The following is a 26,470-nucleotide window of genomic DNA, read 5'->3' as shown; positions in this document are numbered from 1 at the left end:
TGATGCCATGTGTCATAGGTCGACCAGCAAACGTCGGGCGTGTGTCGGGTATTTTGAACGCAGCGCGCCCCATCTTTGGATTTGTTTGTCTCGGCCCACTTGCGCCGTGATGATGTTCCATTGCTGTTCCACACGAGCCAGCGCGACATCCGGTGCCGTCAGCCCATTCAATGCGCGCGCAATCCATTTGGACAAGGAAAGGAAATATTCCCCCTGCCGCGCAAGGTAAAGATCAGGGATCGCTGTTTCCATGCTCTCTTGATGGACGTCAAGAAAGGCCGATGAATACGCATCTATGATGCCTGGATCTGCATAATGCTCGGCCCTAAAAGGATCAAAAAAGCCGTCTTGTTGGCGCACAGCCAGCGTCGACATATCCGGACAAGTCGCGAAAGCCGCAAAGATAAGGGCAAGATCAGGCTTGGACGATCCTGCCAACACAACGTAGTTCCAGCCCCAATTGAAATAGGGCGTCGTCAACAACTGATCCCCGACCAGCCCGCCCGGTGTTTTACCAAAGGCAAGTTTTCCACGCAGCCCCGACCCCGGCTTGTTAAAGAACTTCTGTGATCCACCCCAACCCACATTCGCGTAAACATCGCCATGCGCGTAGCGGTTCCAATTGTCGAACAGCCCTGCGTTGGCCGCTTCGGGGGCTAAAAAATCGCTCGCTCGGATCATGTCCTCTAACGCGCCAACGCCAGCATCATTTGCCAATTGGGGGGTCATATTCGGGGCGAGCGGCCATATGCCCCGCGCATGGAACCTGATCCACCATTCCCACGCGACATAGTTTGGATTGCGAAACAGCATCCCCCCAAACTGGCCCTGATCCGGTCGATGGAACCACAGCATCTGTTGGTCAAGTTCCGCCCAGGTTTGTGGCACCCGAAGAGGCGCGCCAAACCTGTCCTCATAACGACGGGCCTGCGCCGCGTCCCAGAAATCGGTGTTGTAAAACATCACATAGGCATCGCCATCCGTTTGGAAACCGTAGTTCGCACCGTCAAATGTGTCGCCCGTCGTAAACAAAGAAGTCTGGCGCGATGCCAAGATTTCGTCATATGCGGCCATTCCGTCCAACGGTGCAAGAACACCGTCTTCCACCAGATCTGGGATCGAGAACGTCGCAGGAAGCGCAAGATCAAAGGTCTGTGTGCCGCTTAAATTGTCCAAGGCGAGTTGGACATCTACGTCATCGACGGGGACTTCGGTGATCCGGATTTCAATGCCCGTCAGGTGGCGAAACTGTTCAGCAACTGGTGCGACATTCGCGCCGGACCCTGCGGGCAACAAGATCCGTAAGTACCCGTCAGTCCCGAGCCCAAGGGATTGCACCAGGCCCGCAATATCATGATGGGACGCCGCGCCACCTGCTGACGCCGCCCCCGCGATTGATGCCAATCCCGCACCTAAAACCCAGCGTCGTGACTTCTGACAATGCCCAGAACCTTTGTTCACTCCTTGCGCCCTTCCTATGCTTACAAAAAGGGGGCCTAAGGCAAGGTTGTTTAGACTTGGTTAACACTGCCTCCCTACATTGGTGAAAAATTCCTTAAGGCGGACCTTGTGTGATCGGGCAAACAACCACCAACAACGGCTCAATTGTATTTCGATTACGGCTGGCATTTGGCTTTATTTTTGTTGCATTGTTTTTGTTTGGCCTGTTTTCGCAAGGAAAATTCGTCGAAATTTCTACGCGAAAAAACGATTTAAGCCAGCGGGCCATTCCTTTGCTTGTCCGCGCCCAAGAATTGGTGGCGCTGCTGTCTACCCATTCCCAACAGATCTCAACATTGCGCGACATTGACACAACTGCTGATTTTGAAGAGATCGCCACGATTGCCGCGCAACGCAAAGACCGCTTCAACGAAAGTGTGGCACGGTATCAACAGCTGGCAGCAGATGGCGGGCTGCAAAATGCCGCCGAACTATTGTTCACCTCAACAGACCGCCTGATTGACCTCCAGACGCAGCGCCAGACAATTGCCCGCCAAAACGAAGATCGCCTGTCGGATCTGGATGCGATCGTCGAACGTATGGAGATCACCATCGAGGGGTTGCGGCTCGACGTTTTGACGCAACTTCAATCCAACACCAGCCGCATTGGCACAGCCCCCACCGCCGCGGATCAAATCGGGCCTTTATCGATACAACTCAATACGTTGGTGTCTTTGGGGCTTTTGATCGAAAAGATGCAAGACCTCGCCCAAAGCACGCGGCAGGGCGACACGGACATCAACACTGGAACCATGTCCGAAAACATCCGGTTTGTCCTGCGCCAAACCTTGGGGTTGCTGAACCGATTGGATGCCTCTCCCGAACGGACGGTACTGGCGTCTGATATTGTGCTCGCGCGCGACATGATCTTTGGCACCAACGGTATCATCCAAGACGCGCGCACCTACATCGACGTGCGAAATGCCATCACTTCAAGCGTAGAAGACAGTCTTGGGCGGATCACGGACATCGAAACGATTATTGCGCGCACCATTGCGGCGGCGGATGCGGGCGCACAAGAAACCAGCGCGCTTCTGAATGCCTCGATCCGCTCGCTTAGCATTTCAAATCTCACGACGATCGCAATGCTGTTCGGCGGTCTGATACTGGTTGTGGTGTTCTTGGTGGAACTTCAACTCAATCGACGCATTCACAGCCTTAGGGCCTCTGCCCGGCAGCTGTCGGTTGGTAATTTCGATGGCGAAATCAGTGTGACCGGGCAGGACGAACTCGGCGAAGTGGCGGACTCCTTGCGTCAATCGCAAACCGTTTCGAGGGATTTGAAACGCTCCAACGCCGATCTCAAAAGTTTCGCCTATGCGGCCTCGCACGATCTAAAAACACCGCTGCGTGCGATCACGGATTTGGCGGAATGGACTTTGGAAGACGCCAGCGACGAATTGTCAGATGACAACCGCCAGAACCTGGTTTTACTGGCAAGCCGATCCGAAAGACTGTCCAGCCTTCTGGACGGATTGCTGTTGTACGCGCAGGTCGACGGGATGGAAGACCGGAACGACATGGTTGATCTGGCCGCGGAATGCCACGGCATTGCCGACCTTCTTGATCCCGACGGGGCATTTTCGGTCAATGTCGAAACGACACATCCGCAGTTCTCAACGTCGGTGGTGCCCCTTCGCCAGATACTGACCAACCTGATGTCAAACGCAATGAAACACCACGATGCTGCACGCGGACGCATAGACATCCGCGCCACGATCACAGGCGATATCGCCCAAATCGAGGTTGAGGACGACGGCCCGGGCATCCCCACGCAGTATCACGCCAAAATCTTTGAGCTGTTTCAAAAGCTGGAATCGGCAGATGTCGTTGAAGGTGCCGGAATTGGCCTCGCCTTGGTCAAAAAACTATCGGAACGCCACGGCGGCGGTGTGTCGTTAAAATCAAACCAGAATAACGGGCGTGGAAGCGTCTTTACGGTGCGCCTCTTTGCTCAGACGCGCGCCAAACGCGACAAAAAGGAACCCAAGTCATGAACCACTCAACCGTTAGTTTTCTGCTCGTTGACGATGATATCGTCAGCATCATGTCCATGAAACGCACGATCAAAAAACTGCGGCTTCTCAATCCGGTCGTGGTTGCGGGCGACGGGCTTGAGGCGTTGGACATCCTGCGCCAAACGGGCGACGTACCCGAGATCAAGCACCCCTTTATTGTGATCCTCGACCTCAATATGCCGCGGATGTCCGGCCACGCCTTTATGAAAGAAATCCGCAATGACCCCGCATTGTCCGACACAATTGTCTTTATCATGAGCACGTCAGATTCCGCCCAAGACGTCGAAGAAGCGTATCGCGCCAACGTGGCCGGCTATATTCTTAAGGATGGAAAACCAAATACGTTCCGCGATGCACTGGAACTATTGGGCACCTATTCTGAAATCGTTTTGCTACCAAAAACAAACGCGTCCTGATTTCAGCAAGGCCCATCGTAAATAAATTCTTGAAAATTCCTTCTTTACGGTTGTCTTAACGAGTTCATGACAAGGCTGCCCCACTGGAGGCCTGTTCATGAAAATACTGATTGTGGAAGATGACGAGTTTGACTGCCGCATGGTCAAACGAAATCTAAAACGCGCATTCCCGGATGCCGATTTGTCATTTGATTGGGTCGACGTGCCGATCATTGCGGATATCCATAAAACCGTAAATTCCTATGACGTCTGCTTTGTCGATTACCGTTTGGGCTCCGTTTCCGGAATCGATGTTATCCGTGGCTTGTGCGACCTCGGCGCCAAAGTGCCCTTCATCCTTCTGACAGGTGATGAAAGCAACGAATTGGATGAAGTCGCCCTGGCCGCAGGCGCAGCGGATTTCCTGCACAAAGACAATCTGTCCGTCAGCTCCATTCGGCGTTCGACCCGTTTTTGCCTTGCACGCAACGAACAGGAACAACGCCTTACCGAAATGGCCTATAGCGATGCCCTGACAGGTTTGGCCAACCGAGCAGCCTTCGATCAGCGTTGCAAAATCTACCTCGCCAATCGCCACGAAATGAGCCCACCGGTCGCCTTAGTCTTGATTGACTTGGACAAATTCAAAGTGGTGAACGACACATTCGGCCACCCGATTGGCGATGTTCTTTTGCGGGACTTTTCGCGCATGCTGGCCTCTCATTTCGGCCCATCCGACATGGTTGCTCGTCTTGGTGGTGATGAATTTGGCGTTCTGCTGCAGTTAACCGACAAAAACCAAACCCCCGCCAGCCTGCGCAAATGGCTGCGGTCGGTCATGAAAACGCAATTTCAGATCGCGGACCTCGTCCTTGATGTGTTTTGCAGCATCGGCGTCAGCATTGTCCCCCCGGATTCCGACATCACACAAGCAACTGACATTCTCAGTCAGGCGGACCACAGGTTATATTCGGACAAACGGCTGCGGCGTTTGGGGGCGTTTAATGGCAATGCCCAAAGCGGCTCGCTTGATCTTGATCTTGATCTCGTTGTTCACAGCCTCGAAAGCGCGATTGAGCGTGACGAGTTCGAAGTCGTCTATCAACCCAAGGTCAATTGTAAGACGGGCGACATTACAGGTCTGGAAGCCCTGCTGCGATGGAACAGTGTCAATTTTGACGTCGGCCCTGCCCATTTCATTCCAATCGCCGAAGAATTCGGACTGATCAATGAAATCGGCCGGTGGGTGCTAAAGGCCTGTTGCAAACAATTGAAGGACTGGCGCGCGGGTGGGCAAATCCTCCATCCGATTGCGATCAATGTTTCGACCTTGCAGCTCGAAGATCCCAATTTTGCGACGATGGTGGGCGCTACTCTAAGCGAGTTCGGAATTGACCCGGCACTGATTGAATTTGAACTGACGGAAGGCGCCTTCGGTCTCCAACTAGAAGCCTGCATGACACAAATGCAATCCGTTGCGAACTTGGGCTGCCAGTGGGCAATTGATGATTTCGGCGTCGGATATTCTTCGCTCAGCCGACTGCACAAACTGCCGATTTCCAAACTGAAAATCGACAAAAGCTTTCTGGATCAGCTTCCCCATGACGTTGGTGCACAAAACATCAGCAACGCAATCATCTCAATGGCCCGCAGCCTAAGCCTAAGTGTGGTCGCTGAAGGGGTCGAAGATTATGGGCAATTGACCGGGCTTGATCTGTCCGACCTCGACGATTTGCAAGGGTATTACTGCTACCGCCCGATGTCGGCATCGGGGATGACTGAAATACTTTCTGCCCCGCTCAAAGGTAAATTACGCGCCTCATAAGGGTGCGGTTCAATTCTTCAACGCCGGTACGCGCCAACCGCATTGTCGCGCCCGGCCGATCGGCTTGTGCGCAGCTATGGTCAGGCGCGACACCGTACCAATGCGGCCGAAACAGGCCAATCACGTTGCGCTTTGCATCCGAAACACTGTTGCCCTAGGGTCAATCTATTCCTGAAAAGACGCCAAGAATTCGGCGTCCCTTTAGCGTATTTTGAAAGCGATCCATGGTCCAATACAAAAAGCCCGGCGTCTACATCCAAGAAAAAAACGCTTTTCCGGATACGTTCGTCCCAGCTCCGACTTCAGTTCCGGTGTTTATCGGCTACACCCAGTTCGCGAAATCCGGCACGACGGACCTGACCAATATCCCGAAGAAAATTTCCAGCTTCGCCGAATATGAACAGTGTTTTGGCGGCGACGCGCCCATGACAGTCACACAAGGCGCAACACCAGACCAGATCACGTGCACAAGCCCGTTTTTGATGCACCGTGGCATGCGTCTTTTCTACGGGAATGGCGGCGACACCTGTTACATCATATCGGTGGGGTCTTACGTCGACAAAGACCTCAATCCACTGCTTCCAGATAAAACGGCGTTGATCGACGCACTGCATTCCTTGGTTAAAACACCTGAACCAACGATGGTCGTTACACCCGACACCGCGTTGATGACATTGGCCGAATGGGGCGATGTGGCAAAGGCGGTGCTGGCCCATTGCGCAAATCAACAAGACCGGATTGCGATCCTCGATTTGGTCAACGGGACCCAGAAATTCGGCCTGCCCGACGCCATCGATCCCGTTCGTGATTTCCACGAAACCGTGGGGGAAATCGGATTGGACTATGGCACCGCCTACTATCCTTGGGTCAACACGAGCCTCGCTGAACTGGACGACATCACGTTCCTTCAATTGAGTGACGATTTCAAAAAGTCCCTGCAAAAGGATGTTCTCGCCGAGGCGAAAGATCAGACGCCTCACAATGCCATGCTGGAAGAGCTGGCAAACTACATCACCAATGTGCGATCCCTGCCGCGCGCGAAATCCGCCCATACCGCCCTAATCCAGGCCAGTACAACCTACAAAGACACGATGAAAAAGGTGCTCGCGGCGGTCAATGTGATGCCGCCCAGTACCGCAATGGCCGGGATCATAAATTTCACGGACACAACCGTTGGCCCGTGGAACGCCCCTGTGGACACGTCGATAAATTTCGTTTTATCGCCCACAGTCGATATGACCTCAGGCGAGCAACAGACACTAAATACGCCATTGAACGGCAAAGCCGTCAACGCAATCCGGAGCTTCATGGACCGCGGCGTGTTGGTTTGGGGCGCGCGCACATTGGATGGCAACAGTCAGAACTGGCGCTACATTTCAGTACGCCGCATGGTCATCCTCGTGAAACGATGGGTAAGAACCGCCTGCGAACCCTTCGTATTTGCGGCCAATGACGCCCAAACCTGGACGACTCTCAAAGCGATTATCGAGAATTTTCTGACCAGTTTGTGGAAACTGGGGGCGTTTTCCGGTGGCACTGCGAAAGAGGCATTTTCGGTCGAGGTCGGGCTCGGCTCAACGATGACGTCGGACGACATCCAAAATGGATACTTAAAAATTACCGTTCTTTTGGCGAACACCCACCCAGCGGAATTCATCACGCTTACGTTTACACAAGAGATGCAAAAACCATAAGACTCTGACGTCCGGAGGACACGACCATCGAACACGAAAATGCCGTGTGGCCACATCCGAATTCCCGTTTCACCCTCGCAATGGATAGTTTTGAAACAGACATTCCATTTCAAGGGGCCTCGATCCTTGACCCAGGAATCGAGACGACCGCCCGCCGTGCCGACAATGCGGAACATTCCAATACGGGAAAAGTGCCCGGGCAGATGACAACCAGTACCATAACTTTGAAAAACGGGATTATGCCACGGAATGACAGTTTTCATGCTTGGTATACTAAGATCGTGGTGAACAAGGCCAAACGCGAGACCATCACGTTACGGCCGCTTGACGAAAGCGGCAAATCAACGGTGGCGTGGAAGTTATTGAATGCCTGGCCGGCAAAATCACGGGCCCAGACTTGAAATCAGGTGGCAGCAAAGTTCTGATTGAAACCCTTGAAATCGCCTGCGAAGGCCTTGAATTTCAGGCACCTTAGGTGATTTGAATGAATAACATTCCTCCCGCATCTTTCACGTTCAGCGTTGCATTTGGCGATCAACCCCAAGACCACGACGCCGTGTTTAAAGACCTCGCAGGGATTGAAACAAGCCGCGAAGTAACAGCGATTTCCGAAGGGGACGCCTACAGTTCCCTGCATCGCCTCCCAACTGGCGTGCGACAGACCAACGTCACCCTGAAAAGAGGTGTCCTAACAGCTAACTTCGCATTGCTCGCTTGGGTGAAAACATCGATTGAGGATAATTTTTCCACGCCGATACAGCCCAAATCGGTCATCATCACATTGCTCGATCAGGATCAGGCCCCCGTGGTGGCTTGGACGTTGAACGCAGCGTGGCCCGTCAAACTACAGGCCGGCGCCCTAGACGCAACATCTTCGAAGGTGGCTGTTGAAACGCTGGAATTCGCGCGCAATTCAATCAGTAAGAAGGCGTTAAAGTCAGATATTTGATTTTCCCGGTGCCCGGCCCGCGTATCAGCAAAGGATGCGTTAAAGCTGCAAAAAACAGCGCTTAATCGTGCCAATACCTCAAAAAATCAGCACCTATGACACTGTGATCGTTACAATTTAACTCAAAGGTGTATTTATTTTTGACACTACACCTAAGCGTGTAATTCTGTTAGGATCCCGCAAAACGTGATTGAGAGGCGCGATTTATGCCCGAAAGTGCACTAGAATCCGTTGGCTTGCCGCCAGCGTCAGAAGACAAAACGACGTTAAAGACGTTCAATTCTTTCGCTATTGATCTCATCTCGATTCCCAATGCCGAAGATCTATTTTGGTATGTCGCGCGAAATGTGGTGGGGCGGCTCAACTTTGTGGATTGCGTTATCTATCAGGCAGACGACGCGCAAACCACATTGACACAGGTCGCAGCCTTGGGTGGCAAAAACCCGTTCGGGCGCAGCATCATCAACCCGCTGAAAATTCCGTTCGGTCAAGGCATCACCGGACAAGTCGCCCAGACTCGCCAAGCGATCATCGTCGACGACCTGAGCTTGGATGAAAATTACATCGAAGATACCCAGCGCGCGCGGTCTGAAATTTGCGTTCCGGTAATGTGCGAAGACCGCATTGTTGGTGTGATCGACAGCGAACACACCGATGTCGCGGCCTTTGGCGCGGACGAACTTGAAGTGCTGACAACCATCGCCGCCATGACCTGCGCCAAGCTAAAGCTGTTGGCGGAAGAAGACAGATCAAACCGCCGATATCACGATCTTGTCGCCGCGCATGCCCAGTTGAGCCGTGAGACCACCAATCGAAAAGCCCTAGAGGCTGAATTGTTCAACGCCAGAAAATTGGAAACCGTGGGCCGCCTGACCGGTCGTTTTGCTCATGAATTCAACAACTTGCTTACGGTTATGTCCGGCAACCTTGATCTATTGCAAGAAGACATCGCAGACGGGCCGCAGCGTGAGGCCTTGCAAGACGCACAAACCGCCGCGACCAAAGGCGCCACGCTGATCCAATCCATGTTAACCTTTTCCCAGCGGACCAGACTGACGCCCACGCGCCAGAACCTCAATTCGATCGTTAAGGACGTTGTAGAACAAAATGTTGCTGCGAACGGCCCTGTCATCGAACTTAGTCTTGGCCAAGACGTCGGCAAAATCGACGTTGATCGCAAAATTCTCGAAACTGTGCTGCAGCATTTGATCGCAAACGCACGCGATGCGATGCCACAGGGCGGCGAAATCCGCGTCGAAACTGACAACATCACCCACGCGTTGGGGGACGAACGATCCCTGGTCACGCCGCTGGTGTCGGGGCCCTATGTCCGCCTGTCCGTGCTCGATTTTGGCAATGGCATCGCGCCCCATGAATTGCAGCAGATCTTTGATCCATTCTACACGACAAAGCCGGCAGGTGCGGGAACCGGCCTTGGCCTTTCGATGACGCTGGGGTTCATGCAGCAATCTGGCGGCACAGTCGCGGTGCAATCCGTCGCCGGAACCGGATCGACGCTCGAGCTATATTTCCCCGCAATCCCCTCCCATGAAAACGACTTGTTAACCATCGGCCGTTAACTCTGGGTTAACGCTTTTGGGAGGGATGTATGACGGACTTTAACGAGCAAACTGTGACCAACGGGGACCATCTTCCCCTGATTAGTATCGAAAAGCTGCGGCATCCGAACACGCCGCAATTTTTACAAACAGCTGACCAAATCGGGAATGCCGCACGCACCGCTGGATTTTTTCGAATTTGCGATCACGGGATTTCACCAGAAAGTATTGAAGAAACCTACGCCGCCGCCGCTACGTTTTTCGCCCAATCCGACGCCACCAAACGGCGATATTATATTGGCAACAGTTCTAATCACCGCGGCTACGTCCCGTTTACCGAAAAAGGCGATTACCCGGACGAAGCAAACAGAAGCTACGAGGCGTTTGACCTCGGCCTCGATTTGCCACGTAATGATCCTGACTACCTTGCGGGGAACAGGGTGCTTGGCCCGAATGTCTGGCCTGCCCTTCCCGGTTTTAAGCGGGCAGTTGCGGGGTATTACGCCAAAGTATCGATGCTAGGACGGTTGATTTGCACAGCACTTGAGGCGCACCTGCGGCTTCCGGCTGGCGCAATGACCCAACAAATGACGAAACCTATTTCACAACTTCGACTGCTGCATTACGTGCGTCAGGCCGCCACGAAAGTGCATACATCCGTGAACATGGGTGCGCACACGGATTACGAATGTCTGACCCTACTGCACACGCGCAACAAGGGCCTTCAGGTGATGAAACAAGACAATCAATGGGTCGATGTGCCCGTCGATCCTACCGTCCTGATCGTCAACATAGGCGACATGTTAGAAGCCTGGAGCAATGGTATTTTTCGATCCACCCCCCACCGTGTGCTGAACCTAAGCCCCGAAAGGTTTTCACTGCCCTATTTTGTCGCAGCCAACCATGACACCGTCATCAAACCGTTCCCGCAACTTGTGCGTGACGACGAAACCCCGAAATATGCGCCCTTTCTGGCCGGTGAGCACCTTGAAACAATGTTGATGCGCGATTTTCCCTATCTGCGCCACAAGACCAGCGCGACTAAGAAAACCATGTCGAAACGATCCAAAGCACCGGTTCAAAACCCGTTTGAAACCCGCCTAAAACAAAGTGTCCCTTAATCAATGCCACCCCTAGAAAACATCATTGCCGTTGTCATCGCCGGAACCCTGCTGAGCATCACGCCCGGCCCCTCGATGCTTTATGTCTTGTCACGCAGTATCGGGCAAAGCCGCGGCGCGGGTCTGGCGTCTGTCATCGGCCTCGCGCTTGGGGGGATGATCCTCGCCGTGGCCACGGCGTTGGGGCTGGCGAAACTGTTCGTCGACATGCCGTCAATCGTCATCGCCTTGCGCTATTGCGGATCGGCCTATCTGGTCTGGCTCGGCGTCAAAATGATCCTGAACGCCCGCGCCGATGCTATGACCGACCTAACCGTAGAAACCGTTGCCGCCAGATCCTATTCGTCAATCGTATGGCAGGGTGTCTTGGTCGAAATGCTGAACCCAAAAACCGTTCTGTTTTTTGCCTTATTCCTCCCCCCCTTTGTGGATTTGCAAGGCACCGGATACGCGTCGGGGTCGGTTCAATCGCAGCTATTGGTACTCGGGCTTCTTGTCCCCCTCACGGCCGTGCCGTCGGACGGGGTGATCGCTGTCATGGGCGGCACATTGACACAAAGCCTGCGTCACCGACGCAAATTTCGCGAAAGACTGGGTTGGATCGGCGGGCTGATCCTGATCGTCATCGCCGCGAACCTGCATTTCAGCTTGCTCTAACCCTATCGCGGCAGACGCCCCGAACTCCTAAAAGCTGTCTAACCGCGTGGCATCCGCAATCTGGGCGACGCCAGCGGTTTGCCGCTGCCCCCGCGCGCTCAAAAGACCGACGAGCGCGCCATTTTGAACGACGGGCGCGCCAGACCATCCCAGCCGAACCAGACAGGATACTTCGGTCAGCGTGCCCGATTGGCCCAAATATTCACATCGCACATTTCGAAATTCACCTGCGCTGTCACGCACAAGTATCTCGACAGGGCCAGCTTGCAACGGCGCGATCACAACCTCACCTGCCGCTCCGAATGGCGCTTCGACAAATATCTTGGCAAGGTCCAATCCCGCCGCGCTTGAGCGGTCCAAAAACTCATAGGCCGGGTGTATTTGTACCGCAGATGGGCGCAGCGTTGCCTCGGCCTCAATAACGCTCACATTCGTTCCATCCGCCAGACAATGGGCTGCCGTTGCGACAGTTTGCCCATCAAGGCGCACACCGTTGCACATCGTTCCACCCGCCGTTCTGATCTGAACTGGCGTTGGCAAAACCATTGCGGGCACGTCTTCGATTTCGACCACGGGGCCAAACAAAAGACCACACCCCGTCAATAGAACCGCGATACAGGAAAACAGAAATAATCTGTGCAAAAACAAAGCCCTTTATGATAACCCCAGCGCGACAACCAATGCTGCGCTGGGGTTGGTTGCTTTAGATCAGGATGTCGTTCAGATCATCCAAAGCGCTATCGATAGATTGCACATGAACAGCCGCGCCAGCGCTCAACTCCCGTTCTGCATAGCCCAGATTGGCAACCGCATTCGATGTTCTGGGCCGCTGGGACCGATCCACGCGCAAAGACGTTGATTGTGGTGCCGTGACGCGCGGCTCATACCGCTGGATTGAAGACACAAACGTATCGGTATCCGCGCCCGTCTGCTTTAGTGCGCTGACATAAAGGCCACGTGTCCGCGTCAAATCCCCGACAACGGCATTGATGGCACGGTTATCGATCGCCACTTTCTGACGGATCAAACGGATTTGCGCCATGGCTTGCGTGCGATCACCGCCCGCACGCACTGACCTCTCAAGCGCTGTGATCTGTTGCAAACGGCACCGGTTAAGCGAGGTCATCGCAGACACAAGCCGATCCGTTTCGCGAAGGTCACGCGCGGCATCCCCGTTCACAGCGCGCCGCAGGCCAGCCGTCGACGATGACCGATTTTCAAGATCGGCAAGATAGCCCCCTGTCGCCCCAAGAATCGCACCAACCAGCGCGCCCTGCAAGGCACCAGCCAGTTGGTTATCATTGCGGTTGCGCGCGATGGTCTGTCCTGCAACGGCGCCGACACTTGCGCCAATTTGCGCATACCGCGCGATACGCTGATTGCGTTCTGTCGAAATCTGCGTGAACGGTGCCCTGAACCGCGAACATTCGTCGCGCGTGGCGGCCAGTTCTTCGGCGGTCGGCGCGACGGCACAGCCGCTCAATCCTAAGGCTGCCGTAAGCACGGCCGTTGAGAAAAACTTGGCGGATCGCCCCAAAAAGCTTGCTAAAATCATGTATCTCTCCTGTTTTGTGGTGGTTTGATGTCTACGGGTTCGATGCGCGAAGCCGGTCGCGCGTCGCGCGTGCGCTGTCAAAAAGCGGAAGGTAGGTTTCAAAAAGATTGGCGGACGGGTCTTGCTGGTAATCGCCAAGAACCTGTTCAAACAACGGCCAGGCCCGTTCGTCGTACAGCCACAACCCTTCTGCGGAGACGTCGCGCTTCAGGTCGGCCAAAACCTCACGAACAAGGCTCGGGTCTTCTGTAGCAACCGAATTGATCAGCGCCAGAACCGTGCGGGTCTGGCTGTCAATCATCACGAGCCGCGCGTCCAGCTCGCGCTCGACACGTTCGATCCCGTCGCGCAGGCGCTGGCCTTCGGAATGTTGCGCCACTTCTTCGTTTTCCGCGACCATCGCCCGCAGTTGCGGCAACCGTTGCAGCAGCGTGACACCCACCACGCCGTTCACACGGATGTTCAAGATTCCGGTCGCCGCTGATCGTATGGTTGCACGAATTTCGGCGCGACGGGCTTCGTTGATGGCGCTTTCCGATTGCTCAAGCGCGATTTCAACGCGTTGCAATTGTTGTTGCAGATCGGCGTTGTTGGCACCGCCCTCGCCCACGGCCGCCAAAAGCGCCCGCGCCTCTGAGCGAAACGCAGCCCCCGGTGTCTGGCGAATTTCGACAAGGGTCTGGTGGGCGCGTTCAAGTTGCGCATCAAATTCAGAATTCTGTAAATCCGTGCGATACTGGCCCGCATCAGGCGCACCGGCGGTCAAGATTGGTGGGTTCAAAACAAGCCGCAGCCCCGCAGGTGCAGGTGCGACTTCGCCGTCCAGATCAAAGAAAGGGGCTTCGGCGCGATGGGCCACACCAGACAGCGACAGCGGCGTCAACGCATGCCCCCCGCGCAACACAAACCCGCCCCGCGCCCCGTGCAGCGCATCCGGCCGCACCATCTGAAACAAATCCTGCGTGATTTCGGATGCATTGCCGACCACATCAAACAACCCCGCCAGATTGGGCGCTTTCGTACCCACCGGACCAAACGTCTGGCGCGATGTGCCGTCACTGATGACAGCAATTTCTTCGACCGCGGCGGCGCGGATCACATCTGTCTGCGGCTCGCGGATCAGGTAGGACGCGATCTGGGCATTCACACCAATCCCGACAGACCCGCCGCGCGCCGCAAATTCCCATTCGGCCTCGGACGGCAGGCGAAAGAATCCGGGCGATCCGGCCTGCCACGGCACAAGGGGTTCCCCGCCCGCTGCAATCCGGCGACGACTTTCGGCGGAAATGTAGGCATTCAACGCGCGCAATCGATCCTGCGCGTCAAAATAGCTTAGCCCGATTTGTGGCCGCGCATCCCGCCAACGGATTTGATCAGATAAGGCGGTAGAAACCGCACAAATACCCGCGTTTTCCTCAACCGTCGGGGATGCATCTGCGGCCCACGCCTCCAACGCCCCGCTGGTGAACAGGCTGTCCTGAAGCTCGGTCCATTCATGGCTTTGAATGTACAGCGCGCGCGCCAACAACGTTTGGCCATCGCTACCCACAACCGTATAGCCCCCCGCAACCGTCGCCGTGCGCGGCCCCTGCACGTAGCGTTGCCGCAGGCTGCCTTCGGCTGTGCCACCAAAGTTTCCAACAACGTGATCAATGACGGTGTTTGCGGGTGTATCCAGCCGCCGCAACGCCAGATGGCGCCCACACGGCAGCGCAATTACCAAATCTTTGGGCAAATCAGACGCAGGTGCGGCGGGCGGACATTCAGGTACGTCCAACTGTCGAACCGCCCGAAACACGCCCGGCGCATCAAGTTCACACCACGTCGGCGAAACCGCAGGCGGTGAGGCCGGCTGCGCGTCTGCCATCGTGCCTGCCATTGCAAATGCCAAGGCGACGGCCCAATACCTTTTGTTGAAAACGGCAAATCCCATCACTCAGTCTCCTCGCAAGGCATGTGTCAAAACATCGGGCGTCAGCGTTCGAATGGCCGCTGTTCCCGCCAGCGCACCAATTGCTATCGCAACCAGAAAACCGAACATCAGCGGCAAGGCATCGGGTGATTGAATATCGGACGGGGTCGACAGATACCCTTGAACAATCGTTTCCACGGGGCCCTGCATCACCCTGACCAGCCCCAGCGAAATCGCGCAGGCCAACGCCGTCATCACCACACCTTGAAAGGCTGGAAAAACCGCCAGATGCGCACGGGTCATCCCGATCACAGACATCAGCGCAAAATCGCGTTTTTTGCGCACCACGCTGAGCCATTGCAGCAGGAACGCGGTGATCACAAAGGCGGTGGCAGACAAGATCAGCACGATTTTGAACATCTGCCGCAACCCGACCTCCAGCTTTAGGATCCGGTCCACCTGATCGGTCATAAGCCGCGTTTCAAACCCCTGCGCATTCAGCCGATCCCGAAGCGCGGTTGCCGCAGCGACCTCGGGCGCATAGATGCGCATGGATTGCCAAGTTGCGGTTATAAGCGGCGGCAACCCCGCCGGATCATCGCTGTCAAACGTCAACCATTCCCGAAATCCAAGCAGCGTTTGGGGCGACACAAAACCGTTCTCTCCGCCCCACCGCTGATCTGGCAAAACACCGACCACCAACAAGGGCACAGTTTCGCGAACGGGGCTGGAATCAGTAGGGGTGCGTGCCAACAAAAGCGCGACACTGTCCCCTACATGCACGTCCAGTTTTTGCGCAGCGCTCGCCGTTAAGACGGTTTCGAAGGCAGCCAACGGAATATCCAGAAAACCCGCCATCACCGGATCACCCCATGCTGTTGTGCGCAAGTTCAGATCAAGGGCGATACCGCGACTGTCCGCCTTGCGCGCCCGCTGCGTCGACACAAAGAACGACGGTTCGGGAACAACAAAATCCGTTTCGGGCCAGTCGCCAATCCCCACTAAATCTTCGCCGGTGATCTGGTTTTCACCGACAATTATGACCTCACGATTGCGAATATCCTTCGCGAGGTCCTGCGCCCAGGTTTCCACCAAACCAACCCGAAGCGTATGAAGAACCACAGGCGGTGCAATCAACGCTGCAAGCAGAATGATCCCGACCGCCGTCAAAAGACGATCATGGATCAAATCTGCAATGGCAAATCGAACCGACAACCGGCGGCCCGCGCCGTGGGTTTGGTGGGCGGATACATCTCTCATGCGGGCAGGCTTTCGCGATCAGTCTCAAGCTCAAGCCGGTGATCCGTAATCGTCGCAATTTCGAATTCCGCACGCCGCGCAAGATCAACATCATGGGTCGCGATAATCACCACACTGCCTTCGGTCTTTGCGACCCCCGCCAAGGCCATCATCACCTGACGGGCATTATCCGCATCGAGCCCCGATGTCGGTTCATCCGCAAGCAACAGCAAACGCCGAACCGCGAGGCCCGCCATCAGTGCCACCCGCTTTCGTTGCCCGCCTGACAGCGCCGCACGACGTTTTTCCAAATGATCCGTCAGATCAAGAAGATCAGCAAAACCGCCCAACCGCGTGCGGGCCGCATCCGACCCGGACAGCCCCGCCAGATGCAGCGGTGCCATCGTCTGTTCATGAGCAGTCAGAAACGGCAACACCCCACCCGATTGCGGGACATAACCGATCAACTGTTGGCGCAGCTGCGCGGCCTCTGACACGTGCTGCAGTTCAATCGGCGGTTCATCCGGGTCGTGGGCCAATGTCACAACGGCCCCGTTTTCGGGGCGCCGCAACCCCGCCAGAACCTCAAGCAGGGTCGACTTTCCGCACCCTGACGGCCCCGTCACCGCAAGACACGCACCGCGTTCCAACGCCAACGCGCCCACATCCAACGTGAACATCGCGTCGGCGTCATCGCCCGCTTTGACACGTAAATTCTTGATTTCAAGAACTGGCCTCACGGCAAATCTCTCAACGGCAGGGGGTACACCTGATCTTCGGTGGATCGTTCATCCAGCGTGATCCAGCCGTCCTGCGTCGCATAAATGCGGTTGTAGGACGCAAGTTTCGCCGTCACTTCGTTGAGCAATTGTTCACGACTGGTCTGGCCAAGGTCAGCCCACGTCCCCGGCGTCATATTGATGAACTTTGATCCATAAGGCAGGTCATCCAAATAGCTTGGAAGGAAACTGCCGAATGACGGATCAACCGCAGTCGATCCGGCCTCTGCCTGCACGGAGGAAAAGAAATCCGCCATTCCGAGGTCTTTTTCGCGCAGCCGCGTGACAATATCCCCCAGACGATTTGCCAAATCGCTCAGCTGGTCGCGGGTGACAAACACGCTCACCTCAAGGGATCGGCGGTCCGGGTTCGCGATATCCTTATCCACCGCCCAACCGCGATAAAAATCAGGTGCTTCCACCCCTGAACGCGCGCCCAGATATTCCGTTTGATAGCGAAACAGCTCTCCTGCGACGGCCGCCGCAATCAACGGCGCATCGCCCTCGTCCTCAATCACGACCGGCCCACCAGCGTTTACCGCATCCAGCAACGGATCGTCGAACAAGGCCTGCGGTTGCGTCAAACGCCCGGTCAGCGACAGCTCGCTCAGCTGATCAATCACCAGCCCCGCCACGAGGTTTAGCGAATCCGCAAACGCCTTTTCGGTCTGGCCTTGAACGCTGAAATATTTGGAAATTGCGGCATCACCGGTTTGGGACAGCCGCGCATAAAGCTGCTGCCCGCGCGCCGTGTCATCGTAGCCTTCCGTGGATTGGCTGACCGATGCGGCCTCTTCTGTTTGCATGTGCAGCACAAACAGGGAAATATTGCGCTGTGCGGCCAGTGCGTTGATGGTCTCGGGTCCCATCCGGCTATCTGACGCCAGTGCATCCCCAACAGAACGCGGCGACGCGTCTGTGATCAGAAACACCAACCGCGTGTTGACTTCGCCCCAGTTCAAACCGCCAATGGCCAGATCAATGCCCGCAAAGGCATCTTCACGCCAATTTGCAGTCGATGCGGCGGCGGGCTGCATGTCTTCCACGTCGGCAAACAGACTGCCCCGCGACGACACCCCGCCAAAGTCACGGTAAACCCGTCGCAGGTATTCCACATCTTGTCCCGCACCTACGTTGTCGCGAAACCCGACAAGCGCGAAATCAAACTGGTCTTGCAGACCCCTGTCCGACAATCCGAACGAAATATCGCGCACAAAATCCTGCGTGCGATCAATATACGGCCCCATGGACCGCGTGGTGTCGATCACAAAGGCCACACCAACCTTGAGATCCCGGGCGTCGGCTTCGGTGGTGATGCGGTCTTCGCCGACAGGTTGCGCGCCCGCCGTTGAAATATCAGTGCTGTCACGGTTCAGTGCAGCCAGCTGGAGGATTGTGACATCCCCGTGGGTTTCCGTGCTGGTCTGAACAAAATCCAGCACAGGCATCAGATAGGGCCTTTCGACGCTGTTGACGGTCAACGCAGGTTCAATCGCGACAATTTTGTCAGGGTTATAACTGCCCTCTTCGATCTGGGTGTGGATCGAACGGATCGCGGCGCCTGATCCTTCTTCGAGATCAAGTACGTCAAAAACATCATTCTGCGAGGCGAAAAACACCGTCCGGTCCCGACCTGTGTTGGGCGCGTAAGACATGACCAGCATCGTGCGCCAGTCTTCGGTCTGGGACGCTTGAACCCAGCCTTCAGCCCCGCGTGTGCCCCGGCCCACCGCGAGGATCGGGACCGACCCGCTCATCCCCTCCGCGTAGACGTAAAAGACCGAAAACGCAGGCAACGGTGTGAAATTGCCCGCCTCATCCTGCAACCGCGCACCCGGTCGGCTGAGAACACGGCGCGCGCGTTCGTTGTAGGCCAGCGGAGATACCAACCCTGTAAGGGCGGGCTGGCCGGTTGTTGTCCAATCGGTGAGCATTGGAATTTCCGGCTCAGGCACCTGATCTGGTTCTTGATTTGGCACCGGTTCTACAGGCGCTTCTGGCTGAACCACGGCTTGCGGGAATGCGGGCAAAGCAGCCAAAATTGTATTTTGTGCCGCAGCGATGGCGCCCGCCGTTGTGTTCATCGCCTCCTCTTGGTTTTGCAACGCTGCGCGAAGTTCATCCAACTGGCGTTGTGCGGCGCCCTCAGACCCTTCGACAAACGGCACGGCCTCTGCCGCCTCGATCTCGACCGCAAATTGGTCAATCGCTTGTGCCACCTCTTCAACGGTTTGCATCTGTGCGTTGGCCGTCAAAGGCATAAGACCCACAAGGGCGCATGTGAAAAATGTACGCGTTGTAAACTGCATCAAAACACCTGTCGGAATTGGCTAAGGACAAAAGCGAAACCGTCTTGCGGGGCCCACACGAGCGTAAACGCGCCGGTTTCTGCGACGCGCAACATCGTAGTTCGTGCGCTGAGCGTACGCAGCACAAGCTGCGGATCAGTGATCGGCTGGGCATAGAGCGTCGCCTGCGCGTCAATCAGCGCAAGCCCAATCTGCGGCTGAGTGCCCGCCGCAAGACCGGGCGGAAGCGGCTGTCCCCCATTGGACGCAAAAGCAGCCGCCAAGCCCTCAAGATTGGTCGCCTTCCAATTGGCAATACGAAGCTGCCCTTCATTTTCAACGATCGCGGCATTGACGCTTTCAATCTGCTGGGTGGTTTCTGCACTGGCCTGCCCGCGCAACACACCATCACGAATGTCCCGCTGTTTAAGGTCTTCAAACCGTGCCCTCAGATCCGCAACGACGGCTGGGGCAACACCGGGCTCCAAAAGAACTTCCGCCGTTACGGGGGCTTCCAATACCGCATCCGGCAGCGCCAGCCCTTCTGCGGTGTCTTGGGCCACCGCGGCCCCGGCCGTCAGCATAGCCGTCAGCAAAAAAGGTTCGAATTTGATCATCACACAAGACCTCCTAGGGCGAAGAAAACGGGAACCAGCGCCAAACCGGTCACAGCAAAACCGGCATGGCGGCGGCCGAAATACGCAGCCACAGGGGCGACAATCGCCAAGGCTGTTGAAATTGTTAAGGAAAGCCCAAAGCATCCAAGAACCAGCCCGCCCGACATCAGCGCCAAAGCACCGCCAGACGGCCCCGCCAGAACCGCCCCACACATCACCGCGACCAACCACGCACAAACTACAGCCGCTGTGGCAGGGTCCGGCAAATAAGGGTCGGCAAAGACGGCCACAAACGGCGCGCTGGCCCCAATCAAGAAACCTGCAACCCCCGCAAACATAAGCGCAGGCCTGTGGCCACTGCGCGCAAGCGCCCACACACCTGCGCACGCCACCGCCCAAAACGTTACGTCCACGAACGGGGGCGGATTGCTAAGGAACACCACCAAACAGGCCACCACGCAGACAAGCCACACAACCTGCGCGACGCGGCTGAAAAACCGGATGTCGAAGACAAAGGCATAGGCCACGCCGATAAGGCCAAGCGTCAAACTAGACATCCCGCGACCTCCGCGCATGTTTGGCGCACGCCTTAGTCATAGATGTCACCCAACAACGTGCAGCGCCGGTTCAAAACGTCATGTTCCGAAACGAGCGCCTGAGTACGGAACCCCAAAAACATGGCCTGCTTTGTGGCGTCCGTTACGTCGACATCGATGCGGAAAATGCGTTTCTGAACCTCGCCCAAGCGCAAAATCAATTGGCTGTCGTTTTCCGCCCGCGCGGCTTCAATGTCAGCCAACACACGTCCGTTGAAGAAAAATGCGCAATCCAACAGGGTATCACTGCGTGCAGTCAGTGCGTCCACATCCAATGAAACAGCCGCTGCGCGACTTTGTTCAAGGCCTGCCGGGCAGCTTTCCGGATTTTCCTGCGCCCCCGCGCTTAGATCGTTGAAACGGGCGAACATTGTGCTCAGCTGATCCGAAAACGCGGACACATCGGCTTTGTAATCGTAGGTCGCGGCCTCGAACTCGGACAACCGGAACGAACAGCTTTGCGCGGCCGCACCCGTGGCCACCAAAGCCGCAGCCGTCGCCAACACGGACATGAAAATTCTCACTGCTCATCCTCCGTTGCGGCCAACATCCCGTTTAGTCCTGTGCGCAAGACCCCATCACAGTGCGACGGGCCAAGTGCTGCCAACCCTTGCTGATAGGCCGCGCGGGCCGCCTCTCTCTCACCGGTTTGGCGCAGGATCATCCCGCGCAGCAACGCAGTTCGCCCGTTCGCAGGCAAGGCCTCAAGCGTGCGGTTAAGACGCTGGAATTGCGTGTCTTTCTCGGCCAAAGCGCCAAGCTGAACAACAGATTCAAGGGTGCGCACCGCATCGATTTCGCACTGCTGCGCATCCTCCCCGGTGCCTTCGGCTGAAATCAATGCCAGTCGTTCCAAGGCAGACCAAAACGCAGGATCAATTTCAACGGCGCGGGCCAGCAATGCCGCAGCCTCTGCGCGGTCCGTGGCCAGCAATGCTGCAAAAAAAGCCTCGTCCGCGCGGCAGGATGGTGGCACGTCTCTGTCAGCGGCGTTCGCTAGGTGGGCTAACGCGGCCTCCTTTTCATCAGCCCGCAACGCCATTTCGACGAAGGCCACATCGACACGCCACCGTGCCGCATCAACGTGCGCCGACGCCATCAAATCATCCAACATGGCAGCGCGTGTTGTTGTTCCTGTGGCAATCGTTGCAGCCGCAAAACCGTGGCGCCACGCGCGGTCAACGCCCACGGCCAAGCGCGGCCTGCGCATCAGGCACGGCGATGCCATAGGAACAACGTTCGGCTCCTGCGCATTGGCTTTGGCCTCATCTTCAGCTTCGCCCGATTTGATAGCTTCAATGGCTTCAATCAATTCATCCGATTCCGGTGGGGGCTCAACCAAATCCACAGGCAAATCCAGCAGTGTTGCCGCCGCTAAACCCAAGACCAGTGCGCCGAGCGTGACGGAGTACAATTTGGTTCGCGTCACTGCCATTGCCGCGACCTCGTTTCAAAATTGCTCGCGCGGCGCGTGAAAACCAATGGTGTTCTTTCTTCGATCGGCACCCAACGCGTGGGCACCTGTTGGGCGCGCAAATCCCAATAGATGGCTGAAAATGCTTCGGTCCCTGCTGGCGTGACCACAAACGTCGGCACCTGCCCCGTGTTCACGAACGCGTCCGTGACGAGGGTGCTAAGATCAATGGCCTCTTGCGTGGTCGTGATTGGCAAGGCGGTGTCACGCAAGGCGCCCCATTCCAGATTAAGGCTCATGCGGTGATCGTTTAGATCGCGGTAGCCGCGCCGATCCATCGTCAACGTCGCCTCTGCCTGCGCGGTTGCGGCGACGGCTGCCCCATCCACCAAACCCACGGCAATCGCATCAAGATCAAGCAGCGTCATACCCGCGTCCGTGACAATCCAATAGGCACTTTGCGGCACCACGGCGACATCCAATGGGGACGGATAAAATAGCTCTGGGCGATCATCGGATCGCACCTCCCCGCGCGGTGTCGGCGGCGACGCGACCGTCAGCACCAACATCGTCGCAAGGATCAACACCGCCAGGGCATTAGCCGAAATATCGAGCATTCCAATATCGGAATCCGCGGCCCCACCAGCCTGCCGCGCCCTGAAGCCGAGGCCAATCATGCGCCGCCTCCGTCCAAAAACCGCTGACGCAGCACATCCGCACCCATTTCCCCTTGCCCGAGGGGAGAAAACTCAAACAGGGTCAACGGGGCGGCACCTGTGGCGGGCCGCGCAGACAGGGTCGTTTCAAGTTTGGTCAGCAGCGTGGCGATACTGTTTGCACCATCCTTCCGCACACAATCGCCGGCCAACGCAACCAGCACGCGCCCGCCCTGCATAAGACGTTCTTCAAGGCGTCCGTTGTCCAGATCATCAATCGCAAGGGAGGTTACCGTGTCCGAACCGGCGCTGAGATAGCTCAGAACCTGTCCCTGCTCACATAACACCAAATGGGCATAAGGCGCAGGTTGAAGGTCTTGAGGTGGCTGCACATCCTGCAACGCAAAAACAATGACGAACACACCAATGGTCGCGAACAGAATATCCACAAGGGCCGTATAGGACGCGCCGTGGCTTATGGTTCGCGATATCCGCATGACCTAGTGGTCACCCCCGTCGCCGAAATTTTGCGCAAGGGCCGCATCACGCGCCGCATCGGATTTAAGCGACACAGCCGTCGTCAGCGCCATCACCGGAATAACAAGAACCAGCCCCGCAAAGGTCGTATCAAATGCAAATTGAAGAGCGCCCAGAACAGAGGCGAGCGCCTCTTCGCGCGCGCTGTCCGCAAAGACATCGCCAAGATCACCGATCGCATCAGAAATGCCGATCACCGTGCCGATGAACCCCAGCAATGGAAGCACCCAGATCGCATAAGACAATGGTGCCAGCCTGATCGCCGCAAGATGATCCCACCGCTCACTGAACAGGCCTGCTGACACGCTTGTCTCTTGCGCGGTGACGACGCTGGGCGCGGGGCCCGTGTGCCCCGCCAGTCGCGCGAACAAACCGCTGGGTGCAGATTGAAACCCCCAAAGCTGGAGAACCCCGAACACCAGCGACCACACGCCAACCACACCAATCAAAACAACAAACCCGTTGCCAAACAGCCGTTGAACCATGCCCGTTGCCGCCTCCGCCCCGGGGTCGGCCAACGCCCACCCACAAGATGCGATGGCCCCCACAGCCACAAGACCACTCAATACAAGGGGGGCCATCAGGCGGGCAGACCGGAACTGCACATGACCGGTCATCCTTCGTCACCTTCCGGTTCGGCGGCGCGCAACACATCCATATGACCGCGAAGGGTGACGATGCTTTGCGCAATGCGGTCCCGCTCCCCCTCAAGGTTGGTCAGGGTCAGGTTCATACGGTCGATGATCCCGCCCAGTTGCGCGGCCTTGTCCGCCTCGCCAGCCTGCTCAGCCGCATCCCTCTGGTCATAAAAGGTGTCCAATTTTTCATCCTGCTCTGTGATCAATTGATCCAATGCGCCAAGGTGGCGTTCGGCTGCCGCCAACACGTCTTCGATTTGGGTAAGTGCCAGTTCGGGATCAGGCGGGGGCGTGTCCTGCGCGTGTGCAGTCACGACAGCGCCCAAAAGGGCGAGCACCCCAAAAAGAAGACGCACAGGCATCAAATCATTCCGTCGCGACGTTGGACGGCTCGGCGACGATGCCAGCCTGACTGACAATCGATGACATCTGCTCGTTCATCTGGCCCAGTTCATCGGAAATCGCCCGCATGGTTTCCAACGCCTGATCCGCCAGATCCGCCTCGTAATAGGCGATGACGACTTCACGCTGGTCCTCGATCTGGTCAATCAACGCGAGGGATTCTGCCGACTGGTTGCGAATTTGCTCTCGCAGGGTCAGCGCTTCGTCGATGCGGGCCTGCCAGGTGTCTGCCACAACCGACAACGCCTGATTGTTGGCCGCGCGCACGCGCAGATCATCGCGACGATCCGCCCAGATTTCGAGCATGGCGTTGATGTCCTGCCACACCTCGCTGTCACTACCGAGGTCCGCCTGCATCTGCCGCGCGGCTTCCAACATTTCGTTAAGCGCCTGCGCTGCGGCGTCACCATCCGTGGACGTGGCGATCACTTCGCTCAGGACAGCAACACGATCTGACAGATCAGTCGCAATGACCGTCACGCTTTCCACAAGCTCGACCATGTCGGGTTCGTCGGTTTGGGCGAATACGGGCGTTGCGCTGGCCAGCAGCGCAACAAGAACCGAACGATAGATAATCTTCATGTCATTTTCCTTTTAGGATGGGGCAATTATTCAGTGGCGAGGCTGGCCTGAGTGGGCACAACCACAACATTTTCCGAGATTTCGGACAGCACAGACGCCATTTCTTCCAGGCCGTCCGTCAGCGTGCTCAGATCCTCGACAAAGGCCTGAACCGCGCGCACTTCTCCGTTGCGCATCAATTCGGCGCGCAACAAGGCGTGTTCTGCCAGCAGGGAATTCAGCGTGCCTTCCGCCGCGATGATCTGCGCAGATTGCGCATCAATCGACGAAAGCGAATTGGTCAGCGCCGCGATACGTGCATCGCGCGACGGGCTTGGCGGGTCACGCTCGTTCTTGCGCAGCAGAACCAGAACGCTCGCGCGCGCATCATCCAGCGCGCTCATGAAGGGGGACGTCACGCTGATTTTTCCGATCACCTGACGGGTTTCGGTTTCGATTGTGTCCAGAATTGCGAAGGCTTGATTGGTCCGGTCATCCTGCGACGTGCTTTGCAGGTTTTCCATGGATCGCATGGTCTGATCGACCGATGATTGTACGCGTGCAGAGATGCCGCTCAAATCCGCGCCCAATTCCTGCAACTGTTCCTGCCGGGCAAAACCGTCCTGCGCAAAAACCGGCGTGGTCACAAAACTGGCCACCACGGCAGCAATCGCGACTGCGCTTACACACCTCAACATCATCAATATCCCCCAATAAGTTCGCAACGTCGCAGAATTGCGCCCGTCGCAGCGTCAAGCCTGCGGCCCCGTTGGTCGTAAAAAACAAAATTGCTGACAGCCTCGGTCACTTCGGCATCCGCATTCGCCCAGCGCCGCAACACGCCCCCGATGGCCAAACGGTCCGTCGCTGCATCCGGATCACTGCTTTGTGCAAGATCCTCCATGCGGTTGTTCAAGGCCTGCAAACCTTCTTGTGCGCAGGCTGAAAACGTGTCGGCCCGCTGGATCAGATCAGCCAGTTCCAGTTGGGACAAATCTTCGCGGAACTGTTCTGCGCTGTCGACAAAGGCGGTGGGGCATTCCAGCAGGTCCTGATCAGTCTCGAACGCGCGGTTTTGATCTTCGATCCGCGAAAACCTTTCGGTAAGCTCAAGGGCGATCACGTCAATTGCATCCACCTGATCCGTCAAAGACCGCGCTTGTTCCCCGATCTGCGCAAGCCGCGACGGACAGGCTTGTTCGGACAACAACGGCAAGAAAACAACGTCTTGCGTTGCATCATCGGCCGCTTCGGTTTCATCCAGACCGCTCAAGATATCGGCGGGCGGCAGCGTTGCTTCGAAATCAGGCTGGGCCAGCGGCACGGCCTCAACGGCGACGACGATGGGCGCGCTTTGCACGGATTGCTCAAGCGCGCTTAGCGCTGCTTCGATGTCATCAACGGACACCTGCGCGACACTGCCCGACACCCCTGCCACCACCAACAGCGCTGACATCGGCAGCGCCCCGTGGCCAACACGTCGTGCGTTTTTCATCCACTTGTTTTTCGTTAGCACCAGCGTCCCCCAACCCCAGAATTCCTCCGCCTCTGAAACGGT

27 protein-coding genes are annotated in these 26,470 nt (G+C 56.6%); 9 read left to right on the top strand and 18 right to left on the bottom strand.

Translation table 11 applies throughout. The features are described from left to right. Positions 1 to 12 precede the first annotated feature (12 nt). Entirely contained in the window at positions 13 to 1,461 is a 1,449-nt protein-coding gene (locus L0664_RS13430; protein WP_235226396.1) for an ABC transporter substrate-binding protein, read from the bottom strand. 110 nt (positions 1,462 to 1,571) lie between these two features. Between L0664_RS13430 and L0664_RS18635 the strand changes: the two genes are divergently transcribed. The 9 genes from L0664_RS18635 (at position 1,572) to L0664_RS13385 (ending at position 11,718) form a co-directional block, all read left to right on the top strand. Continuing rightward, entirely contained in the window at positions 1,572 to 3,497 is a 1,926-nt protein-coding gene (locus tag L0664_RS18635) for a sensor histidine kinase (protein ID WP_235226395.1), read from the top strand. Beyond that, positions 3,494 to 3,934, top strand: coding sequence for a response regulator (locus tag L0664_RS13420; RefSeq protein ID WP_235226394.1), 441 nt, complete (start codon positions 3,494 to 3,496; stop codon positions 3,932 to 3,934). The genes L0664_RS18635 and L0664_RS13420 overlap by 4 nt, the downstream gene beginning before the upstream one ends. A gap of 97 nt (positions 3,935 to 4,031) precedes the next feature. After that, complete coding sequence (locus L0664_RS13415; protein WP_235226393.1) at positions 4,032 to 5,738, top strand: EAL domain-containing protein; 1,707 nt, start codon at positions 4,032 to 4,034, stop codon at positions 5,736 to 5,738. Positions 5,739 to 5,962: 224 nt separating this feature from the next. Continuing rightward, positions 5,963 to 7,432: a phage tail sheath family protein gene (locus L0664_RS13410; RefSeq protein ID WP_235226392.1), complete on the top strand. Its 1,470-nt coding sequence runs from the start codon at positions 5,963 to 5,965 to the stop codon at positions 7,430 to 7,432. 44 nt (positions 7,433 to 7,476) lie between these two features. Continuing rightward, positions 7,477 to 7,833 carry a phage tail protein gene (locus tag L0664_RS13405; protein WP_336247110.1) on the top strand — a complete coding sequence of 119 codons (357 nt, stop codon included), beginning with the start codon at positions 7,477 to 7,479 and terminating at the stop codon, positions 7,831 to 7,833. 83 nt (positions 7,834 to 7,916) lie between these two features. Then, on the top strand, positions 7,917 to 8,381 hold the full coding sequence (locus L0664_RS13400) for a phage tail protein (protein ID WP_235226390.1): 465 nt from the start codon (positions 7,917 to 7,919) through the stop codon (positions 8,379 to 8,381). A gap of 206 nt (positions 8,382 to 8,587) precedes the next feature. Beyond that, complete coding sequence (locus L0664_RS13395; RefSeq protein WP_235226389.1) at positions 8,588 to 9,961, top strand: sensor histidine kinase; 1,374 nt, start codon at positions 8,588 to 8,590, stop codon at positions 9,959 to 9,961. Between the two features lie 29 nt (positions 9,962 to 9,990). After that, complete coding sequence (locus L0664_RS13390) at positions 9,991 to 11,061, top strand: isopenicillin N synthase family dioxygenase (protein WP_235226388.1); 1,071 nt, start codon at positions 9,991 to 9,993, stop codon at positions 11,059 to 11,061. Positions 11,062 to 11,064: 3 nt separating this feature from the next. Continuing rightward, positions 11,065 to 11,718 (top strand): LysE family translocator, encoded by a 654-nt coding sequence (locus tag L0664_RS13385; protein ID WP_235226387.1) that lies wholly within the window; start codon positions 11,065 to 11,067, stop codon positions 11,716 to 11,718. A gap of 27 nt (positions 11,719 to 11,745) precedes the next feature. Here the strand turns inward: L0664_RS13385 and L0664_RS13380 are convergent, their stop codons facing one another. From L0664_RS13380 to L0664_RS13300, 17 genes are all read right to left on the bottom strand, one after another. Beyond that, on the bottom strand, positions 11,746 to 12,360 hold the full coding sequence (locus tag L0664_RS13380) for a trypsin-like serine protease (RefSeq protein WP_235226386.1): 615 nt from the start codon (positions 12,358 to 12,360) through the stop codon (positions 11,746 to 11,748). 61 nt (positions 12,361 to 12,421) lie between these two features. Continuing rightward, positions 12,422 to 13,273 carry a glycine zipper 2TM domain-containing protein gene (locus L0664_RS13375; RefSeq protein ID WP_235226385.1) on the bottom strand — a complete coding sequence of 284 codons (852 nt, stop codon included), beginning with the start codon at positions 13,271 to 13,273 and terminating at the stop codon, positions 12,422 to 12,424. A 31-nt stretch (positions 13,274 to 13,304) separates the two neighbouring features. Then, positions 13,305 to 15,206 (bottom strand): formylglycine-generating enzyme family protein, encoded by a 1,902-nt coding sequence (locus tag L0664_RS13370; RefSeq protein ID WP_235226384.1) that lies wholly within the window; start codon positions 15,204 to 15,206, stop codon positions 13,305 to 13,307. Positions 15,207 to 15,209: 3 nt separating this feature from the next. Next, complete coding sequence (locus tag L0664_RS13365; RefSeq protein ID WP_235226383.1) at positions 15,210 to 16,445, bottom strand: ABC transporter permease; 1,236 nt, start codon at positions 16,443 to 16,445, stop codon at positions 15,210 to 15,212. After that, on the bottom strand, positions 16,442 to 17,164 hold the full coding sequence (locus L0664_RS13360) for an ATP-binding cassette domain-containing protein (RefSeq protein WP_235226382.1): 723 nt from the start codon (positions 17,162 to 17,164) through the stop codon (positions 16,442 to 16,444). The genes L0664_RS13365 and L0664_RS13360 overlap by 4 nt, the downstream gene beginning before the upstream one ends. After that, complete coding sequence (locus tag L0664_RS13355) at positions 17,161 to 19,512, bottom strand: vWA domain-containing protein (protein ID WP_235226381.1); 2,352 nt, start codon at positions 19,510 to 19,512, stop codon at positions 17,161 to 17,163. The genes L0664_RS13360 and L0664_RS13355 overlap by 4 nt, the downstream gene beginning before the upstream one ends. Beyond that, positions 19,512 to 20,108, bottom strand: coding sequence for a hypothetical protein (locus L0664_RS13350; RefSeq protein ID WP_235226380.1), 597 nt, complete (start codon positions 20,106 to 20,108; stop codon positions 19,512 to 19,514). Before L0664_RS13350 ends, L0664_RS13355 begins: the two co-directional genes overlap by 1 nt. Continuing rightward, positions 20,108 to 20,665 carry a hypothetical protein gene (locus L0664_RS13345; protein WP_235226379.1) on the bottom strand — a complete coding sequence of 186 codons (558 nt, stop codon included), beginning with the start codon at positions 20,663 to 20,665 and terminating at the stop codon, positions 20,108 to 20,110. Before L0664_RS13345 ends, L0664_RS13350 begins: the two co-directional genes overlap by 1 nt. 32 nt (positions 20,666 to 20,697) lie before the next feature. Further along, complete coding sequence (locus L0664_RS13340) at positions 20,698 to 21,228, bottom strand: hypothetical protein (protein ID WP_235226378.1); 531 nt, start codon at positions 21,226 to 21,228, stop codon at positions 20,698 to 20,700. Then, positions 21,225 to 22,139, bottom strand: coding sequence for a tetratricopeptide repeat protein (locus L0664_RS13335; RefSeq protein ID WP_235226377.1), 915 nt, complete (start codon positions 22,137 to 22,139; stop codon positions 21,225 to 21,227). Before L0664_RS13335 ends, L0664_RS13340 begins: the two co-directional genes overlap by 4 nt. Beyond that, the gene (locus tag L0664_RS13330; protein WP_235226376.1) at positions 22,130 to 22,795 is read right to left on the bottom strand and encodes a hypothetical protein; all 666 of its coding nucleotides are present in this window, start codon (positions 22,793 to 22,795) and stop codon (positions 22,130 to 22,132) included. The genes L0664_RS13335 and L0664_RS13330 overlap by 10 nt, the downstream gene beginning before the upstream one ends. Then, a complete protein-coding gene (locus L0664_RS13325; RefSeq protein ID WP_235226375.1) occupies positions 22,792 to 23,271 on the bottom strand; it encodes a hypothetical protein in 480 nt (159 codons plus the stop codon). The genes L0664_RS13330 and L0664_RS13325 overlap by 4 nt, the downstream gene beginning before the upstream one ends. A 3-nt stretch (positions 23,272 to 23,274) precedes the next feature. After that, positions 23,275 to 23,928: a MotA/TolQ/ExbB proton channel family protein gene (locus L0664_RS13320; protein WP_235226374.1), complete on the bottom strand. Its 654-nt coding sequence runs from the start codon at positions 23,926 to 23,928 to the stop codon at positions 23,275 to 23,277. Beyond that, positions 23,925 to 24,311, bottom strand: coding sequence for a DUF1664 domain-containing protein (locus tag L0664_RS13315; protein ID WP_235226373.1), 387 nt, complete (start codon positions 24,309 to 24,311; stop codon positions 23,925 to 23,927). The genes L0664_RS13320 and L0664_RS13315 overlap by 4 nt, the downstream gene beginning before the upstream one ends. A gap of 4 nt (positions 24,312 to 24,315) precedes the next feature. Then, positions 24,316 to 24,933, bottom strand: a complete 618-nt coding sequence (locus L0664_RS13310; protein ID WP_235226372.1) for a hypothetical protein — start codon at positions 24,931 to 24,933, stop codon at positions 24,316 to 24,318. Between the two features lie 26 nt (positions 24,934 to 24,959). Further along, on the bottom strand, positions 24,960 to 25,610 hold the full coding sequence (locus L0664_RS13305) for a hypothetical protein (protein WP_235226371.1): 651 nt from the start codon (positions 25,608 to 25,610) through the stop codon (positions 24,960 to 24,962). A 2-nt stretch (positions 25,611 to 25,612) separates the two neighbouring features. Beyond that, positions 25,613 to 26,407 (bottom strand): hypothetical protein, encoded by a 795-nt coding sequence (locus L0664_RS13300; RefSeq protein ID WP_235226370.1) that lies wholly within the window; start codon positions 26,405 to 26,407, stop codon positions 25,613 to 25,615. Positions 26,408 to 26,470: the final 63 nt, after the last annotated feature.

Source organism: Octadecabacter dasysiphoniae (assembly GCF_021532615.1).
Lineage (GTDB): Bacteria > Pseudomonadota > Alphaproteobacteria > Rhodobacterales > Rhodobacteraceae > Octadecabacter > Octadecabacter dasysiphoniae.
The sequence above is the reverse complement of the archived record's forward strand: the minus strand, read 5'-3'. Positions and strand labels throughout refer to the sequence as shown.

Excerpts from the sequence above, each read along its gene's own strand:
- L0664_RS13345 (WP_235226379.1), bottom strand. The coding sequence starts at position 20,665 with ATGTCTAGTTTGACGCTTGGCCTTATCGGCGTGGCCTATGCCTTTGTC.
- L0664_RS13335 (WP_235226377.1), bottom strand. The coding sequence starts at position 22,139 with ATGGCAGTGACGCGAACCAAATTGTACTCCGTCACGCTCGGCGCACTG.
- L0664_RS13365 (WP_235226383.1), bottom strand. The coding sequence starts at position 16,445 with ATGAGAGATGTATCCGCCCACCAAACCCACGGCGCGGGCCGCCGGTTG.
- L0664_RS13325 (WP_235226375.1), bottom strand. The coding sequence starts at position 23,271 with ATGCGGATATCGCGAACCATAAGCCACGGCGCGTCCTATACGGCCCTT.
- L0664_RS13375 (WP_235226385.1), bottom strand. The coding sequence starts at position 13,273 with ATGATTTTAGCAAGCTTTTTGGGGCGATCCGCCAAGTTTTTCTCAACG.
- L0664_RS13410 (WP_235226392.1), top strand. The coding sequence starts at position 5,963 with ATGGTCCAATACAAAAAGCCCGGCGTCTACATCCAAGAAAAAAACGCT.
- L0664_RS13310 (WP_235226372.1), bottom strand. The coding sequence starts at position 24,933 with ATGAAGATTATCTATCGTTCGGTTCTTGTTGCGCTGCTGGCCAGCGCA.
- L0664_RS13385 (WP_235226387.1), top strand. The coding sequence starts at position 11,065 with ATGCCACCCCTAGAAAACATCATTGCCGTTGTCATCGCCGGAACCCTG.
- L0664_RS13330 (WP_235226376.1), bottom strand. The coding sequence starts at position 22,795 with ATGATTGGCCTCGGCTTCAGGGCGCGGCAGGCTGGTGGGGCCGCGGAT.
- L0664_RS13395 (WP_235226389.1), top strand. The coding sequence starts at position 8,588 with ATGCCCGAAAGTGCACTAGAATCCGTTGGCTTGCCGCCAGCGTCAGAA.
- L0664_RS13400 (WP_235226390.1), top strand. The coding sequence starts at position 7,917 with ATGAATAACATTCCTCCCGCATCTTTCACGTTCAGCGTTGCATTTGGC.
- L0664_RS13370 (WP_235226384.1), bottom strand. The coding sequence starts at position 15,206 with ATGGGATTTGCCGTTTTCAACAAAAGGTATTGGGCCGTCGCCTTGGCA.
- L0664_RS13355 (WP_235226381.1), bottom strand. The coding sequence starts at position 19,512 with ATGCAGTTTACAACGCGTACATTTTTCACATGCGCCCTTGTGGGTCTT.
- L0664_RS13390 (WP_235226388.1), top strand. The coding sequence starts at position 9,991 with ATGACGGACTTTAACGAGCAAACTGTGACCAACGGGGACCATCTTCCC.
- L0664_RS13300 (WP_235226370.1), bottom strand. The coding sequence starts at position 26,407 with ATGAAAAACGCACGACGTGTTGGCCACGGGGCGCTGCCGATGTCAGCG.
- L0664_RS13305 (WP_235226371.1), bottom strand. The coding sequence starts at position 25,610 with ATGTTGAGGTGTGTAAGCGCAGTCGCGATTGCTGCCGTGGTGGCCAGT.
- L0664_RS13415 (WP_235226393.1), top strand. The coding sequence starts at position 4,032 with ATGAAAATACTGATTGTGGAAGATGACGAGTTTGACTGCCGCATGGTC.
- L0664_RS13320 (WP_235226374.1), bottom strand. The coding sequence starts at position 23,928 with ATGACCGGTCATGTGCAGTTCCGGTCTGCCCGCCTGATGGCCCCCCTT.
- L0664_RS13350 (WP_235226380.1), bottom strand. The coding sequence starts at position 20,108 with ATGATCAAATTCGAACCTTTTTTGCTGACGGCTATGCTGACGGCCGGG.
- L0664_RS13420 (WP_235226394.1), top strand. The coding sequence starts at position 3,494 with ATGAACCACTCAACCGTTAGTTTTCTGCTCGTTGACGATGATATCGTC.
- L0664_RS13315 (WP_235226373.1), bottom strand. The coding sequence starts at position 24,311 with ATGCCTGTGCGTCTTCTTTTTGGGGTGCTCGCCCTTTTGGGCGCTGTC.